18 protein-coding genes are annotated in these 15,674 nt (G+C 44.8%); 1 reads left to right on the top strand and 17 read right to left on the bottom strand.

Annotated features, from left to right (window positions below):
* Nucleotides 1-51: 51 nt before the first annotated feature.
* The 17 genes from aroH to ACQCVE_RS01540 all read right to left on the bottom strand — a co-directional run bounded on the left by aroH (nucleotide 52) and on the right by ACQCVE_RS01540 (nucleotide 15,091).
* Nucleotides 52-417 (bottom strand): chorismate mutase, encoded by a 366-nt coding sequence (gene aroH / locus ACQCVE_RS01620; protein ID WP_426844000.1) that lies wholly within the window; start codon nucleotides 415-417, stop codon nucleotides 52-54.
* Nucleotides 414-1,505, bottom strand: coding sequence for a 3-dehydroquinate synthase (aroB, locus tag ACQCVE_RS01615; protein ID WP_426861386.1), 1,092 nt, complete (start codon nucleotides 1,503-1,505; stop codon nucleotides 414-416). The genes aroH and aroB overlap by 4 nt, the downstream gene beginning before the upstream one ends.
* Complete coding sequence (aroC, locus tag ACQCVE_RS01610) at nucleotides 1,506-2,678, bottom strand: chorismate synthase (RefSeq protein WP_426861385.1); 1,173 nt, start codon at nucleotides 2,676-2,678, stop codon at nucleotides 1,506-1,508.
* A gap of 96 nt (nucleotides 2,679-2,774) precedes the next feature.
* Nucleotides 2,775-3,542 (bottom strand): CheR family methyltransferase, encoded by a 768-nt coding sequence (locus tag ACQCVE_RS01605; protein ID WP_426861383.1) that lies wholly within the window; start codon nucleotides 3,540-3,542, stop codon nucleotides 2,775-2,777.
* A 397-nt stretch (nucleotides 3,543-3,939) separates the two neighbouring features.
* Nucleotides 3,940-4,386: a nucleoside-diphosphate kinase gene (gene ndk / locus ACQCVE_RS01600; protein ID WP_426843996.1), complete on the bottom strand. Its 447-nt coding sequence runs from the start codon at nucleotides 4,384-4,386 to the stop codon at nucleotides 3,940-3,942.
* Nucleotides 4,387-4,487: 101 nt separating this feature from the next.
* Entirely contained in the window at nucleotides 4,488-5,450 is a 963-nt protein-coding gene (gene hepT / locus ACQCVE_RS01595) for a heptaprenyl diphosphate synthase component II (RefSeq protein WP_426843995.1), read from the bottom strand.
* Between the two features lie 24 nt (nucleotides 5,451-5,474).
* Nucleotides 5,475-6,185, bottom strand: a complete 711-nt coding sequence (locus tag ACQCVE_RS01590; RefSeq protein WP_426843994.1) for a demethylmenaquinone methyltransferase — start codon at nucleotides 6,183-6,185, stop codon at nucleotides 5,475-5,477.
* A 2-nt stretch (nucleotides 6,186-6,187) separates the two neighbouring features.
* A complete protein-coding gene (locus ACQCVE_RS01585; protein ID WP_426843993.1) occupies nucleotides 6,188-6,994 on the bottom strand; it encodes a heptaprenyl diphosphate synthase component 1 in 807 nt (268 codons plus the stop codon).
* Nucleotides 6,995-7,171: 177 nt separating this feature from the next.
* Nucleotides 7,172-7,399, bottom strand: coding sequence for a trp RNA-binding attenuation protein MtrB (gene mtrB / locus ACQCVE_RS01580; protein WP_426843992.1), 228 nt, complete (start codon nucleotides 7,397-7,399; stop codon nucleotides 7,172-7,174).
* A 33-nt stretch (nucleotides 7,400-7,432) separates the two neighbouring features.
* Entirely contained in the window at nucleotides 7,433-7,999 is a 567-nt protein-coding gene (folE, locus tag ACQCVE_RS01575) for a GTP cyclohydrolase I FolE (protein ID WP_426843991.1), read from the bottom strand.
* 227 nt (nucleotides 8,000-8,226) lie between these two features.
* Entirely contained in the window at nucleotides 8,227-8,505 is a 279-nt protein-coding gene (gene hbs, locus ACQCVE_RS01570) for a non-specific DNA-binding protein Hbs (protein ID WP_426843990.1), read from the bottom strand.
* A 459-nt stretch (nucleotides 8,506-8,964) separates the two neighbouring features.
* Nucleotides 8,965-10,443 (bottom strand): stage IV sporulation protein A, encoded by a 1,479-nt coding sequence (gene spoIVA / locus ACQCVE_RS01565; protein WP_426843989.1) that lies wholly within the window; start codon nucleotides 10,441-10,443, stop codon nucleotides 8,965-8,967.
* A 185-nt stretch (nucleotides 10,444-10,628) separates the two neighbouring features.
* Nucleotides 10,629-11,345, bottom strand: a complete 717-nt coding sequence (locus ACQCVE_RS01560; protein ID WP_426861381.1) for a hypothetical protein — start codon at nucleotides 11,343-11,345, stop codon at nucleotides 10,629-10,631.
* Between the two features lie 15 nt (nucleotides 11,346-11,360).
* Nucleotides 11,361-11,564: a DUF2768 domain-containing protein gene (locus tag ACQCVE_RS01555; RefSeq protein ID WP_426843987.1), complete on the bottom strand. Its 204-nt coding sequence runs from the start codon at nucleotides 11,562-11,564 to the stop codon at nucleotides 11,361-11,363.
* A gap of 316 nt (nucleotides 11,565-11,880) precedes the next feature.
* Nucleotides 11,881-12,918, bottom strand: coding sequence for an NAD(P)H-dependent glycerol-3-phosphate dehydrogenase (locus ACQCVE_RS01550; protein WP_426861380.1), 1,038 nt, complete (start codon nucleotides 12,916-12,918; stop codon nucleotides 11,881-11,883).
* 30 nt (nucleotides 12,919-12,948) lie between these two features.
* Nucleotides 12,949-14,259, bottom strand: a complete 1,311-nt coding sequence (gene der, locus ACQCVE_RS01545) for a ribosome biogenesis GTPase Der (protein ID WP_426843985.1) — start codon at nucleotides 14,257-14,259, stop codon at nucleotides 12,949-12,951.
* Nucleotides 14,260-14,485: 226 nt separating this feature from the next.
* Nucleotides 14,486-15,091, bottom strand: coding sequence for a YphA family membrane protein (locus ACQCVE_RS01540; RefSeq protein WP_426861378.1), 606 nt, complete (start codon nucleotides 15,089-15,091; stop codon nucleotides 14,486-14,488).
* Between the two features lie 427 nt (nucleotides 15,092-15,518).
* On the opposite strand from ACQCVE_RS01540, the gene ACQCVE_RS01535 reads away from it, so the two are divergent.
* Nucleotides 15,519-15,650 (top strand): YpzI family protein, encoded by a 132-nt coding sequence (locus ACQCVE_RS01535; protein WP_426843983.1) that lies wholly within the window; start codon nucleotides 15,519-15,521, stop codon nucleotides 15,648-15,650.
* The last annotated feature ends 24 nt before the right edge of the window (nucleotides 15,651-15,674 follow it).

The raw sequence follows: 15,674 nt of genomic DNA, 5'->3' as shown, positions 1-15,674 counted from the left end.
CTGAATATTTTAGTATGTTACCTCTCTGATGTCAATCCGAAGAGCCTGAAGCTAAGGATGCTGTAAATCAGGTCTTAAGACAACAGCCCCCTCAAGGTATATGTGGTGAATGCTTTGAGGCTCGGCATCCGTCTCAACGTGCATCATCACTCTTATGCATTTTTCAAGTGCATGGGGCACATCAATTTCTGCCATGCACATGACCGGAACATGCTTCCACCCTTTTAATTCTCTAAGGGATTTAGCCGGGAAAGCGGCATTCAAATCCTTTGTGGACGTAATGATGACGCTGGAAACTTGGTCCGCTTCAATGTTGTTTTCGGCAGCCATCTTTTTAAATAGGATTTCAGCGGCGGTCCAGATGGATTGCTCTGAATTATCCGCTGCTGTGGTAGCACCCCTGATCCCTCGTATCATGCAGCCTCCCCCTTTCGGAACGCTTCCAGCAGACTTTTTAGTTTTTCAGGAAGAAAGGACTTGATAACTGGCGATCCGATTTCATTAAGCAAAACCATCCGGATCGCACCGGAATCCGCTTTCTTGTCCGCTGCCATTAAAGTAAGCAACTGTTCGGAAGAAAGCCCCCCGGGAATATTGGAAGGAAAGCCGATGGCCTGAAACCAGCTTGTATATTTCGCATAGTTTATTCCGAGGCCGAGCTCCTTTTTGCTAAGCCACAGGGCAAAAAGCATTCCTGCAGCGACTGCATCTCCATGAGTCATTTTCCCGTAGCCCAGAGCTGCTTCGATTGCATGGCCCAGCGTATGGCCAAAATTCAAATATGCCCGGATGCCGGTTTCTTTTTCGTCATCTGCCACAACACTCGCCTTTATTCTGATTCCCGCTGTTATGATCTTAACCAGCTGATCTTCAGTCGGGCTTTCGATAGCGGAAGGATTTTCCTCAAGCCAAGAAAGAAAGGACGCATCCGCAATTAATGCATGCTTGATTACCTCTGCCATTCCTGAACGTAATTCACTTTTAGGCAGGGTGGCGAGAAATTGAGGATTGAAAAAAACCGCTGCCGGCTGATGGAAGGCACCGATCATGTTCTTGCCTTCCGGGTGATTTATGCCCGTCTTCCCCCCTACCGCACTGTCATGGGCAAGCAGAGTCGTCGGAATTTGAATAAAGGGAATGCCGCGCATATAAGTCGCTGCAGCAAATCCGGCAAGATCACCGATCACCCCTCCGCCAAGTGCCGCAATCATGCTTTTACGGTTAAGACCCTTTTCAAGCGCAAAAGTTATGATGGAATGATACTGTTCGAAGGATTTAGCCTGTTCACCGCTGTCAACGGTAAACACCACTACCTCCCCCAGCTCTTGAAGCTGCTCGGTCACACGCTCACCATACAGCCTGAAGACGGTCTTATCTGAGATAAGAAGGATTTTCCTGGAAACCGCTGATTCAGCTGATAATACTTCTTTCATTTGCGCCAACGCTTCCCTGCCAACGAAAACAGGATAGGAGCCGGTCCCTGTTTGTACAGTTACTGTTTCCATTTAAAACTCCCTCGCGCGCTGCCGCATTAGTTCTGCATTCTCCCGTATGAGATCCATTCGATCCTGACCGAATTGCTCTGTAATAGCCGCTGCCAGCTCCCAGGCAACAACTGCCTCGGCGACAACGCTCGCTGCAGGTACAGCACAGCTGTCAGATCGCTCAATGCTTGCTGAAAAGGGTTCTTTTGTTTCAATGTCAACACTTTGAAGAGGCTTATACAAGGTCGGGATCGGCTTCATCACTCCGCGGGCAATAATCGGCATCCCTGTCGTCATTCCGCCTTCCAAGCCGCCCAGCCGATTCGTCTTCCGATAGTAGCCCCGCTCTTTATCCCATGCAATTTCGTCATGAACTTCACTGCCGAATCTTCTTCCAGCTTCAAACCCAATTCCGATTTCCGCTCCTTTGAACGCATTGATGCTCATGATGGCCGCTGCAATTTTCGCATCCAGCTTCCGGTCATAATGCACGTAGCTTCCTACTCCGGGAGGCATGCCTTCCGCCACCACTTCCACGATTCCGCCGATGGAATCGCCATTTTCCTTAGCCCGGTCAATAGCTGCCATCATCTCTGCAGCAGCCTCTTCATCCGCACAGCGGACAGGAGAATCCTCAGTTTTAGCTTTCAGCTCCCCGACATTAGAAATAGAAGCATGCTTAGAGCGGATGCCGCCAATTTCAAGAACGTGTCCGGCTATTTGAATGCCGCACTCTTCCAGAATTCTTTTAGCCACTGCCCCGGCAGCAACCCGGACCGTCGTTTCTCTTGCAGAAGATCGCTCCAGAACATTTCTCATGTCGCGGTGGCCGTATTTTATGGCTCCGTTTAAATCAGCGTGCCCGGGTCTCGGACGGCTGATTTGCCTTTTCACTTCGGCTTCCTCATTTTCGTCTAAAGGCTCTGAACCCATTATTTTGGTCCAATGCTTCCAGTCTTTATTTTCTACAGTCAGGGCGATCGGTGAACCAAGCGTTTTTCCATGCCTCACTCCCCCGGTTATCAACACCTGATCCTTTTCGATCTGCATTCTGCGGCCTCTGCCGTATCCCTTTTGTCTTCTGGCCAAATCCAGGTTTATATCTTCGGCTGTCAGCGGCAATCCGGCTGGAACGCCTTCGAGAATAGCCGTCAGCTGCGGCCCGTGCGACTCTCCGGAAGTTAAATATCTCATACTCTGCAGACTCCCCCTTCAACGCGTTAACGCTTTTATGTATAAATTAATTATTAAACACTATATCACAGTTTTCTTAGAAAATGTAGGTATCAATTAGTTTTTGCGGTAGAAAAAAGTCTCAGCTGATTCAAACCCATAGCGGTCCGGGTGAAAGATTTGTTCTGTACTTCCTACGAACAAGTACCCGCCGCTTTTTAGAGACTGGCTGAACTTGAGGTAAATACGTTCTTTTGCTTCTTCTGTAAAATAGATTAAAACGTTGCGGCAGACAATTAAATCGTACTCTTTCCCATATGAATCAGATAAAAGATTGTGCTTTTGAAACTGGACCATTTTTTTAATGTCTTCCTTCACTTCGTATGAGTCCGCCTGTATCTTAAAATATTGATTTTTAACATGCTCCGGCACTTCCTTGATGGAGCGCTCAGGATACAGACCGAGCCTGGCCCGGGCAATGACGTTCGAATCCAGATCGGTTGCAATCAGCTGAGGAGGCAAAAGACCGAGCTCTCTGGTAATCATTGCGAGAGTATAGGGCTCTTCCCCGGTAGAACAGGCAGCACTCCATATTTTAAGCTTATGGTTTTTTGATGCGAGCTCAGGCATAATCTTTTTCTCCAGAACCTCCCACCTCTTGCAGTTGCGGTAGAATTCAGAAACGTTAATCGTCATTCGATCCAAAAATTCAAGCAGCAGCAGATCATTCCTCTTCAATTCCTGAAAATAGCCATAGAATGAACCAAACCCCTTTTTTTCATACAAGGAGGTTAATCTTCTTTTCATTTGTGCCTCTTTATAGCTCGTTAAATCTATTCCAGTCAGCTGATAAATATCTTTCGCAAATTGAACGTATTCATTCATGTTGATTTCCCCTGTTCCTTCTATTCTGCTGCTTCAAAATAAGTATATAGTAAACGGCCCGGAAAAGTCAGGCGGTATTTACAGAGTAAGTCTGCTTTAATAGGGACTGAGGTGAGAGAGTGTGAAAAAGCAGCCGAGCTGCAGTCTGGTTTCATCTGTCTAAATAAAAAGCTCGGTTAAACTCGGCTGTTGATGGCAGGTAGCAGGCATTCGCTTATCCAAGGGCGGGAAAGGTGAGCCTCCTAACCGCTTTGCGCCTGCATGGTCTCACCTTTCCCGCAGCTCTTAGCTAGGAGTCTCATGCCTTCCACTCCAATCAACAGGTGTTAATAGATCAACATCATACATTTACAAAGCCAAATAAAAAGGACCAGCCTTGGCGGCTGGCCGGTACTAATTAATAAATGCAGCTGTTCATTAATTTTTCATATCCCACTAATTCTTCCTGTTTGAAAAAGAGGCCGATTTCTCTTTCGGCACTTTCGGGAGAGTCAGAACCATGAATAATGTTCTTTCCGACAATGACACCATAGTCTCCTCTTATTGTCCCTGGAAGAGCTTCTTTCGGATTGGTTTTCCCCATCATTTGGCGGGACGTCTCAATCACGTTTTCCCCTTGCCAGACCATAGCGAATACTGGACCTGACGTAATAAATTCGACTAGCTCGCTATAAAAACTTTTCCCCTTATGTTCGCCATAATGCTGTTCAGCAAGCTCGGGAGAAATTTGCATCAATTTAGCTCCCGCTAATTGAAAGCCTTTTCTTTCAAACCTCTGCAAAATTTCACCGATTAATTGGCGCTGAACACCGTCAGGCTTGACCATCAAAAATGTCTTTTCCATATACAATTCTCCACCCCGTCAAATTATGTATGGGTTTTCATTTCCCCTTTAAAAGCGTACCACTTCCAAAGGGAATATTCAATTAGAAGTGGAGAATTATCCTAAATTTTTCGTTTTCCGATATATTTAGCGATTGAGTGCAGCGTGCTGCGCGCCTTGTTGGAAGGGAGCTCGTTCAGCAGGTCAAATGCTTTACTCAAATAACGGTTGCTTACTTCATAGGATTTTTCGATAGCGCCTGACTTCAGTATGTGTTCGATAAGAGGATTAATCTCTTCCGGTTTTGTATCAGGGCCAACCTTTATAATCTGATTCCTTAATGAGGGATCCTCCATGGCAATGAGGACGGGCAAAGTGATATTTCCCTGAAGCAGGTCGCTTCCTACCGGTTTCCCCAGCTCTTTTTCAGAGGAGGTAAAGTCGAGTATGTCATCGATAATCTGAAAGGACATTCCTACATTGTAGCCGTACTGATAGAGCTTCTTATGCAGTTCAGGACTGACTCCTGCTGATATGGCGCCAAGCTGGCAGCTTGTAGCAATCAGAATGGCTGTTTTTCTTTTGATTCGTTTAAGATAGTCTTTCAGTGATTGCTCGTAACGGTACTTATCTTTCAGCTGTTCGATTTCACCAATGACCACATCAACAATTGTTTTGGATAAAATTTTGTGTGCCAGCGGATCTTCGAGCATCGTCATGAGTTCCAGTGATTTTGCAAAAAGATAGTCTCCTGTATACATCGCAATTCTGTTGTCCCATCTTGATTTAACCGTAGGCCTGCCTCTTCTCAATTCTGCGTCATCGATTACGTCGTCATGCACAAGCGTCGCCATATGGATAATCTCAAGGGCGACTGCTGTGTGCTTAATTCGATCAATGCTGTAATCGCCAAACATGCCTGAAAGCAGAACAAATACCGGACGAATCCTTTTTCCTCCTGCCTGAAGCATATCCAAACCCGCTTCACTGAGCATAGGATAATCGGATTGGACGGTTAATGCCAGTTCTTTTTCTATTAAATCCAGGTCTTTGTTCAAGAACGTATATATATTTTTGAATTTCATTCCATCCACCAACAATCAAGTGAGTTATTTAACAGGTTTAACGCCTTTATGCATTGCGGCTACTCCTCCTGTGAAAGCTTTTACTTCCACATCCTGCAGCCCGGCTGATCTGAACATCGCTGCAAGTTCCTTCATTCCGGGAAAATCCCGTGCTGATTCCTGAAGCCAGGAATATTCCTTGAAGCTTTTTGCGAAAATTTTGCCGAAAACCGGCATGATAAAACGAAAATACATATAATAGAGCTGCTTGAAACCCGGCATCTCAGGCTGTGAGGTTTCAAGGCACACTACCTGCCCACCTGGCTTTACGACCCGCTGCATTTCTTTTAGAACCGCCATATAATCAGGCACATTGCGAAGCCCGAATCCGATTGTGGCATAATCAAATGAATCATCCTCAAAAGGAAGCTCCATCGCATTGCCGTGCATAAGGGAGACGTGTTTCATTCCTGATTGCTTGACCTTTTCTTCTCCGACAGCAAGCATGTTCTGACTGAAATCCAGTCCGATTGCCTCACCGCTGCTGCCGACAGCGCTTCCCAGAGCAAGAGTCCAGTCTGCTGTTCCGCAGCAGACATCCAGAGCCTTTGCTCCTGGTTTTACGTCCATTCTTTTCATCGTTTCTTTTCGCCATGCAACATGCCGCTGAAAACTGATTAACGAATTCATCTTATCATAATGCGGCGAGATTTTTTCAAATACACCATGTACACGCTCTTCTTTTGACTGCTGCATTCTTAAAACCCTTCTTCCGCAAGCTTGTTAGTTAGCATATGTTCATGAAATCTTAGATTTTCCAGTCTTCCCAGCAGCGCACCCTTCATTGAGTGAGAGCCTTCAAGGCTTCTTTCTACGAGGGAAACAGCCTCATCAAAATAAAAATTGCATCTGTTCACCAAATCTGTTTTAAATGCGTCCATATCCTGAAAAGCCGTTTTGCCGGAGGAGAACCTTTCAATCATCGGCGAGCTGCCCGAGACCATTTTCGCTTTCTCAGCAGAGAGCCGCTTATAGGAAAGGAATTTATTGGAAACAGCCTTCCAGAGATCAATGCCAAAATGGTCGGATAAATGCTGGCATAACGCTGTTTCAATCACAATCATGCTTTTGACGGCATCCTCCATTTCCAAAGAAGATGCTTCGTAAAGCCGGATTTTGTGCTCATTAATTTCTTTTATTGCCGTTGCTAACGTTCGAACCATTTTGACATCATTCATCTCTGCCAGTAAAGAATAATAAAGGCCGCTATAGTAGTCCCCTGCCAGGACAGTAAGCTGCCGTTTAAACAACTGCCCTTTCTCTACATTGCCAGAAGTTGTAACATTATCGTGGGTATCAAGGGCAATCTGAACCAGCATAGCTGTGACCGTGTAATTTTTCTTTTCTTCTTCCGTTACAGGAGCTTCATCTAAAATTGCATAGAACAGAAGCAATTTGTCTTCATCCAGGACTGGAGAAGCCAAAAAGCGCGCCAAATAAGGATGGCTCAATTTTAGATTTAAACGCTCTTTTAATTCCGCCAATATTTCATAGATGTTCTGCAAAGAAATCACCCTTGTCCACTATTCATTTGATCGTCAATTCGACCTGCTAGCAAAGACATAAAAGCCCAAACCGGCAGATATAATTATATCATAATCTGTCGGTCTGTTCCCGTAATAAACCGGAGAGTGCCTTTACCAGTGAAAACAGGCGGTTTTCACTGGTAAGAGTCCGGGTTATTATCTTCTGGGGTCGCTCTCCATTTCTCCATGGCTTGTCATAATTTTTGCATTTCCCCGAACTTTTATCGCTGAAGTGTGCTCTGTGAACTGTGCAATCATGACCTCGCCCTTATCAAGTTTTTCAGAGTGATGGAATCTAGTGTCTGTCCCCCTGGTCAGACCGATTACATGAACTCCGTCTTCAATTGCTTTTATAACAACGTAATCATTAGCCGGATTTTTCATCTTATTCGACCGCCTTTTGTTTTAATTCAAACCTTAACCGCGTATGAGAGAAAGCACTTCCGCCCTGGCTGCCTGATCATGCTGCAGGACGCCTCTGACAGCTGAAGTAATCGTTTTAGATCCTGGCTTTTTCACACCGCGCATCGTCATGCACATATGTTCAGCTTCTACCACTACCATGACACCATGAGGTTCAAGGGAATCTACAATACTGTCAGCCACTGTTGAAGTGATTCTTTCCTGCAGCTGCGGGCGTTTTGCTACAGCTTCAACAGCACGTGCCATCTTGCTTAAACCGGTTACTTTACCGCCTTTGGGGATATAAGCTACGTGAGCATGTCCAAAGAATGGCACGAGATGATGTTCGCACATAGAATAGAAAGGAATATCTTTTATAAGGACAAGTTCTTCGTGGTCTTCCCCGAAGACCGTTTTGAAATGTTCGGAAGGGTCTTCATTTAAACCTGAGAAAATCTCTGCATACATCCTGGCTACTCTCTTAGGAGTATCGAGCAGTCCTTCACGGTTCGGGTCTTCACCGACGGCTTCGAGGATCAAGCGAACGGCTTCTTCAATCTGCCCTTGGTTAATCTTGTTCATTCAGCTGCCTCCTGCGCAAATTACTATAGTAAGTAACATTCATTTGATTCAGATTCTAGCACAACCACGAGTTTAAAAGCAAAAGCTAAAGCACGTGCCGATGCGTTTCGAAGGAGTTCTTCCATCAGAATTGCCATTATGTACATACAAATGAAAAGCCCCTAAAAAGGGGCTGTCTGTGAAGAAACGTGTATGTATTTAGTCATGCCATACACAACTGATGCTGATTATTTTCCAGCAACAGCGTCTTTAAGTGCTTTACCTGGTTTGAAAGCAGGCACTTTGCTTGCCGGAATCTCGATTTCTTCACCAGTTTGCGGGTTGCGTCCTTTGCGGGCCGCGCGCTCGCGAACTTCGAAGTTACCAAAACCGATCAGCTGTACTTTATCGCCGCTTTTTAATGCGTCGAGAATGGTGTCGAAAACGGATTCAACTGCTTTAGTAGCGTCTTTTTTAGATAATTCGCTAGCCTCAGCTACTGCATTGATTAGTTCAGTTTTGTTCATGCCTTTCACCTCCTCCCAAGATGGGTAGAATAACAGTTAAGCTGTTATTACATTTCTTCACAGAAATTGCCTGAAATATACGTTAAATCAAGCTTTTACTGTTAACACGCTTATCTTAACGGATAAACAATAAGAATTCAATGATTTTCCGCTGAAAACGCGCATATTTTAGGCAAATCTGACCATCTAAGAGAAATTATTCTCTTAAATGCTGATAGTAGATTATCATAATTGACCGCCCTTCGCAAGAAAATCCGCTGTCATTCCTTGATATAAAAGGGTTTTGGGGAATAAAATACAATGAACTGCATTCGTTATTACATTATGTAAACTACTTTGAAACCCTGCCATTACGGGGTTTGTCAGCTGCAGCCAATTTTTTCGGCTGGATGAAAGTGCGGGCTTCCGCAAAGTTTTACTATAATAAAAAAAACCCGCCTGTTTAGACGGGGAAAGCTTTTATAAGATAATGGCGATCAAACCGCCGGATCCTTCATTAATGATCCTCTCCAGTGTTTCTTTCAGCTTATACCGTGCATTTTCAGGCATGAGGGAGAGCTTAGCCTGAATCCCCTCTCTGACAATTGAGCTCAGGGAACGTCCGAAGATGTCGGAATTCCAGATCGATAGCGGATCGTCCTCAAAGTCCTGCATTAAATAGCGGACTAATTCCTCGCTCTGCTTTTCCGTGCCAATGATAGGCGAAAACTCTGATTCAACATCCACTTTAATCATATGAATGGAAGGGGCGACAGCTTTCAGCCTTACACCGAATCTTGACCCCTGCCGGATAATTTCCGGTTCATCCAGACTCATATCTGAAAGGGCGGGAGCTGCGACTCCGTAGCCTGTTTGCTTCACCATCCGCAGGGCATCAGACACTTGGTCATATTCTGCTTTCGCATACGCAAAGTCCTGCATTAGCTGAAGCAGGTGATCCTTTCCGCGGATTTCAACCCCTACGACCTCACGGAGGATGTCGTCATATAAGTAATCCGGAGCATAGAGATCAATTTCTGCGATTCCCTGCCCCATTTCAATTCCCGCAAGGCTCGCACGCTCAATGAACTCATATTCACTGAAGAAATTTACGACTCTGTCTACGTCCCTTAACCTTTTAATATCTTTTACCGTGTCCTTAACCGCTTCCTGGTAGCTTTCACGCAGCCAGTGATTTTCCCTGAGCACCATGACCCAGCTCGGGAGGTTCACGTTCACTTCGAGCACCGGGAATTCATAAAGTGCTTCTCTTAAAACGTTCATGACGTCACTGTCCCTCATGCTCTCAACGCTCATTGCCAGAACAGGAATATCATATTTTTCATTTAGCTGCTGCTTCAGCCTATCCGTTTCAGGGTGATAAGGCTGAACGGTATTAATGACCATAATGAACGGCTTTCCGACTTCCTTTAGTTCGTCGATTACCCGCTCTTCTGCCTCAATGTAATCTGTTCTCGGAATTTCGCCAATGGTTCCGTCTGTCGTAACGACGACACCGATGGTTGAGTGCTCCTGAATTACTTTCCTCGTTCCGATCTCAGCCGCTTCATGGAACGGAATCGGCTCTTCGTACCATGGAGTTGTGATCATACGAGGGCCATTTTCGTCTTCATACCCTTTTGCACCCGGCACTGTATACCCTACACAGTCTACAAGCCTGATGTTGACTTCCAAGCCTTCTTCCACATGGACACTAACAGCCTGGTTCGGTACAAATTTAGGTTCCGTTGTCATGATGGTTCTGCCGGCTGCACTTTGAGGCAGTTCGTCCTGGGCTCTCGCTTTGTCCGCCTCATTGCCGATGTTTGGCAGCACCACTAATTCCATGAATTTCTTAATGAATGTAGACTTCCCCGTTCTGACAGCTCCGACTACGCCCAGATAAATGTCGCCGCCGGTGCGTTCAGCAATATCTTTAAAAATATCTACCTTTTCCAAGCGATCCCCTCCCGGTTTAGCTATATTGGGATACCCCGATTTTTTTCACATTTGTTAAGGACACTATATGTGTATGATGTTGTCCTAATTGTTTATGCCTGTTTAAGAAAAATTTTCTGCCTTGAATCATTCAAAGTAAAAAACCCTTCTATCGGAGTGTATGGGTCTCCAGAAGGGTTCATTCCTTAATTCTTCATAAAAATGGGTTCGTTCTTTTCATTTACGGTATATGGTTTTGAAAATGCAGGGACAAAAACGGAGTCTTCAACGAGAAGGGCTCTGATATCCTCGTTTTGATCCGGCTTCTTATTTGTTTCTTTTAGCGCTTTATGTAAATCTATTCGGTAATCCGCAAAAATTTCTCCTTTGCTTCCAATTAAAAGCGGAAGCTGATTTTCCGAATAAGGGCTTGTTACTGCGGGTGGTTCTTTTAGCCCGAGTTTTTGATAGTCGAGCGTAAAAACTCCATCCTCCAGCACTTCTTTATAGGGCGGATACCGGTTTGATTGGATATAGGCGCTGATCCTGATGCGGAGATCCCTAATCTCTTCAGCCATCCTTAGATCAATCAGTTTAACCTCCGGCTTTGTTTCTGCATTTATCAGGACATATTGATATATTCCGCCGCTCTCATAGGCGGTTCCGGGAGCTTCCGGCAAAAAATCCGGTACGAGCTTTGCAAAATCCACTGGGTATTTCTCATAGATTGGAGTATTCATATCTTTGTTTTTAATCGGCAAAAGTCCATCTGTTTTTTCTTTATACTGATCAACGGCTTTTTGAACAAAATCGAGCTGGTCTTTGTAAGGGACTTGATTTTGAGCAAGCTCTGCCTGAGGATATAAACAGCCGCTCAGAAACAGGAAAGTGAAAAGCAATCCCGCTGCCGCTGATTTTTTCATCTGCTCCACCTCCGCTCATTTTGATACAGGTCCGCTGAATACGACAAAAATCATGAGCAGGCCCGCTGATATCATAAACAGGTACGCCACAGCAGACACTGTTATTTTCATAAACCCGCTTTTCATTTTGTACCTGCCCAAATAAATAGAGAAAACCGCCATAAACATAAACGCAATCGAAGACAATGCAATCCACATTTTTATAAGCCCTGGTGTCAAACCAATCCCTCCAATCCGAAATGTTAGCGGTTACAACTATGCTTGTCCCAATTTTCAAAAAATATAAACTGAAGTAAAGAGGGGGCTTCCTTACTTCAGCTTAAGGGGAAACTGACTAATGATCCCAGCCAAGAAAAACAACTCTGCAAATGCTTCGGTTTATTTTATGCGATTCAGTGATTGGCTGCATCCTCTAATGCCCATTTTCCTGAGTTTTTGCCGCTTTTTTTACAAATGGCGGTTCTCAAACGAGAGGAAGCGAATGAAGGATGAATCTTAGCATATTGTATGCACGAATGGCGAATAAGAGGCATGACTACTGCAAACGATTTTCCATAATATTCACAAGATCTTCCATCTCATGCGTTCTCCCGCGTCCCATTAATGAATCCACCGCTTCCTTTGGTGATTGATCATTAAAAAGCACACCATATAACGCTTCTGCTATCGGCATTTTAACCTGAAACTTTTGAGCCAGCTGATGGGCGGCTTTTGTAGTCCGCACTCCTTCAACCACCATTCCCATACTGTCCAGGACTTCCTCTAAAGCATGGCCTTTGCCCAGCATATTCCCGGCCCGCCAGTTGCGTGAATGAACACTTGTGCATGTCACAATTAAATCCCCAATTCCGGTCAGTCCTGAAAAGGTTAGAGGATTCCCGCCCATAACGCTTCCAAGCCTTGCAATCTCTGCAAGTCCCCTTGTGATGAGGGCAGCCTTGGCATTATCGCCGTAGCCAAGCCCGTCTGTTATACCGGCAGCAAGAGCAATCACGTTTTTTAGAGCTCCGCCGATTTCCACACCTATCACATCCGGATTTGTATACACCCGGAAATGCTGGTTCATAAATAACTCTTGTACATATTCTGCTGCTTTTAAGTCATCCGAAGACGATGTAACGGTTGTCGGATGTCTTAAGCTGACCTCTTCCGCATGGCTTGGACCCGATAGGACCACCAGACTCTTCAGGACTTCCGGTGGAAGCTCCTCTGAAATAATTTCCGAGATCCTTTTAAGTGAATCCGGCTCAATTCCTTTGCAGACATGAACAACTGTCACAGGGCGGCTGATCACTTTTTTTGCTTCAGCGAGCACTTCCCTGATTGCCTTTGCCGGCACTGCTGCGACGATGATGTCTGCATCATTTAAAGCCTCCAGCAGATTAGAATACCCGTTAATACCCTCAGGAAGCGAGATCCCGGGAAGGTACTTGCTGTTCTTCCTTGTCGTATTGATTTCTTCTGCAAGCTCGCCCCTATGGCTCCAAAGCCTTACATCGTGGCCGTTGTCAGCCAAAACCAAAGCGAGGGCGGTCCCCCAGCTTCCTGCGCCAAGTACTGCAATTTTCTCCATATTTATACCCCCAGCCGTTGTTTACTTGGTTTATTTCCGAGCCCGAGCAAAAATCTTGATCGGAGTTCCTTCAAACCCGAACGCTTCTCTGATTCGATTTTCTAAAAAACGTTCATACGAAAAATGCATCAGCTCAGGTTCGTTAACAAATACAGCAAATGCCGGAGGCTTCACTGCTACCTGGGTAGCATAATAAATTTTAAGCCTTTTCCCTTTATCGGATGGAGTCGGGTTCATCGCAACTGAATCCATAATCACTTCATTCAGGATATTCGTTTGAACTCTGAGTGAGTGGTTTTCGCTGACCTTAATAATTTCAGGTACAAGTGTGTGAATTCTCTTCTTTGTTTTAGCAGAAAGAAACACAACAGGGGCATAGCTGAGGAAAAGGAAATGCTCCCGGATATTCTGTTCGAAAGCTTTCATGGTTTTTTCGTCTTTCTCTACCGCATCCCATTTATTGACCACAATGATAATCGCTTTCCCTGCTTCATGAGCATACCCCGCGATTTTCTTATCCTGTTCAATGATTCCTTCTTCACCATTGATGACGACCAAAACGACATCAGACCGGTCAATTGCCTTCAATGCCCGGAGTACACTGTACTTCTCAGTCGATTCATAAACCTTTCCTCTTTTTCTCATCCCCGCCGTATCGATAATGACATACTCTTGTCCGTTATGTTTAAAAACCGTATCTACAGCATCTCTAGTTGTTCCTGCTATGTCACTGACAATAACACGTTCTTCACCGAGCATTGCATTTACCAGAGAGGACTTACCGACGTTCGGCCTTCCTATTAAACTGAACTTAATGATTTCCTCATCATAGTCGGCCTGGCTGATGCCGGCAAAATGCTTTATGACATCATCAAGCATGTCTCCCAATCCGATGCCGTGGGAACCGGAAATCGGGAACGGATCTCCGAATCCGAGCGCATAAAAGTCATACATCGATTCTCTCATGTCAGGATTATCAATTTTATTAACTGCAAGCACAACTGGTTTTTTAGTGCGGTAAAGGATCTTAGCTACTTCTTCATCAGCAGCCGTGACCCCCTCCCTGCCGTTGGTCATAAAAATAATAACGTCAGCTTCATCAATGGCAATTTCCGCCTGATGTCTGATCTGGGCTAGAAACGGTTCATCTCCAATATCGATTCCGCCCGTATCAATAATATTGAATTCATAGTTCAGCCATTCTCCTTTATTATAAATCCTGTCCCTCGTTACACCCGGTCGGTCTTCCACTATCGACACACGCTCTCCGACGATTCTGTTGAATATAGTGGATTTCCCCACGTTAGGTCTTCCTACAATTGCTACTACTGGTTTTGCCATTTAAATTTACATCCTTTCCAACACGATCCTGCACGTCAGCCTGTATAAAAGAAGACTGGTTCTGCCTGTATTAAACGAATTTATTATTAATACGATCATATCATTTCATTCTTCATTAAATAAACCCTTCCTGCAATTTCTAAGAAGGGTAACCAACCCTATCATATCAGCTTTCAGGGCAATAAACAATTTAATATCACACCCAATTATACAGGTTCAGAGATTTTTAAGCATTATTGCTCTGTTTTGCCTTGCCGGGCTTTTGTAAAAATGTACTGAACGATAAACCAATACCTTTCAGCAAGCCCCAAAAGGTGAAACCTGCTGCACCAAAAAGGATGAAATCCAGGAACGCCGGCTGGCCGATTTGAACGGAGCCTGATATCGGATAAATAATGATTTCATATAATAGCTCTCCGGTGCAGCATCCGATCAGAAAAACCGGCAGCTTTTCGAAAACCAGCTTCCCAAGAACCCCGGCTGCGCAAAAGCAGACAATTAACAAAATGCCTGCAGGACTGATTGTAAACCATACCGGATCGTATAACTGCATCAGTTTTAAACCAGCATATCCTGCTCCCAATCCCATCGAACAAAGCATTAGCTTAAGACCGTTCATTCTATAATGAGCTGCCATTCCGAATCCAGCCAGTAAAAGCATCAGATAAGCAGGAGACAGCTCTCCAATTGGAAGTTTAACAGCAAACCCTGCCCATATAATCAAAAGCAGGAGAAAATAGGATAAAAACGTCCGTCTGTTCGATTTTTGCATGATAAATGTGACCCCAATCCATAAACACCAGGCAATCCAATAAAAGTAGATTCCTTCCAATTCAAGCCCCTCCTTACTTTCTCATTATGGAAGGAAATGAAAATTTTTAATCGTTAATCGGAAAAGAAGGGATAGTTTAAGTGGAAACAGCCACACTATTCAAAAGACTGCTTTACGAAACCAATAAGCGGTCTGAAGCAAAACCTTACTCGAAAGAATGCGGCCGGCACGAGCACAGCCTCTCCCTCTTCGGATAAGGAGAACCCTGGGTTTATAGAAGTGTAAATAGCAGGCTTATTTAAAGCACAGTTGTGATCTTCACATCTGTTGATTGGAGCGGAACGCGTGAGACTCAGGGCTAACAGCTGCGGGCCAGGTGAGACCGAAGCCAGGAGGCGGCTCACCGGCCGCCACTGGATAAGCAAACACCTGGCAGCTGCAATCATCAGCCAAAGTTTAACAGAAAAAAATAAAGGGAGGCAAAAAGATGGGTAAAGACCGTCAGGAAAAGAAACTGAAGCAAAGCAAGCGTGTAGAGTCCGATCGCGATCAGTCACTGGAGAATAACGGGGCAGCCAGCATGGAAAGTCCGGAACAGTCAAGAAAAAGAAACCAATAGGAAAACCCTTGCCGGTGCTTTTGC

It is taken from the genome of Metabacillus sp. 113a (genome assembly GCF_050107635.1).
GTDB lineage: Bacteria > Bacillota > Bacilli > Bacillales > Bacillaceae > Metabacillus_B.
Note: the sequence above shows the minus strand (reverse complement) of the source record. Positions and strands in the feature narration are given on the sequence as shown.

What these genes read in the sequence shown, in the direction of transcription:
- aroH (WP_426844000.1), bottom strand. Translation starts at nt 417, where the DNA reads ATGATACGAGGGATCAGGGGTGCTACCACAGCAGCGGATAATTCAGAG.
- ACQCVE_RS01550 (WP_426861380.1), bottom strand. Translation starts at nt 12,918, where the DNA reads ATGGAGAAAATTGCAGTACTTGGCGCAGGAAGCTGGGGGACCGCCCTC.
- aroC (WP_426861385.1), bottom strand. Translation starts at nt 2,678, where the DNA reads ATGAGATATTTAACTTCCGGAGAGTCGCACGGGCCGCAGCTGACGGCT.
- ACQCVE_RS01535 (WP_426843983.1), top strand. Translation starts at nt 15,519, where the DNA reads ATGGGTAAAGACCGTCAGGAAAAGAAACTGAAGCAAAGCAAGCGTGTA.
- ACQCVE_RS01590 (WP_426843994.1), bottom strand. Translation starts at nt 6,185, where the DNA reads ATGCAGCAGTCAAAAGAAGAGCGTGTACATGGTGTATTTGAAAAAATC.
- ndk (WP_426843996.1), bottom strand. Translation starts at nt 4,386, where the DNA reads ATGGAAAAGACATTTTTGATGGTCAAGCCTGACGGTGTTCAGCGCCAA.
- ACQCVE_RS01605 (WP_426861383.1), bottom strand. Translation starts at nt 3,542, where the DNA reads ATGAATGAATACGTTCAATTTGCGAAAGATATTTATCAGCTGACTGGA.
- mtrB (WP_426843992.1), bottom strand. Translation starts at nt 7,399, where the DNA reads ATGAAAAATCCGGCTAATGATTACGTTGTTATAAAAGCAATTGAAGAC.
- hepT (WP_426843995.1), bottom strand. Translation starts at nt 5,450, where the DNA reads ATGAAATTCAAAAATATATATACGTTCTTGAACAAAGACCTGGATTTA.
- ACQCVE_RS01560 (WP_426861381.1), bottom strand. Translation starts at nt 11,345, where the DNA reads ATGAAAAAATCAGCGGCAGCGGGATTGCTTTTCACTTTCCTGTTTCTG.
- hbs (WP_426843990.1), bottom strand. Translation starts at nt 8,505, where the DNA reads ATGAACAAAACTGAACTAATCAATGCAGTAGCTGAGGCTAGCGAATTA.
- folE (WP_426843991.1), bottom strand. Translation starts at nt 7,999, where the DNA reads ATGAACAAGATTAACCAAGGGCAGATTGAAGAAGCCGTTCGCTTGATC.
- aroB (WP_426861386.1), bottom strand. Translation starts at nt 1,505, where the DNA reads ATGGAAACAGTAACTGTACAAACAGGGACCGGCTCCTATCCTGTTTTC.
- der (WP_426843985.1), bottom strand. Translation starts at nt 14,259, where the DNA reads ATGGCAAAACCAGTAGTAGCAATTGTAGGAAGACCTAACGTGGGGAAA.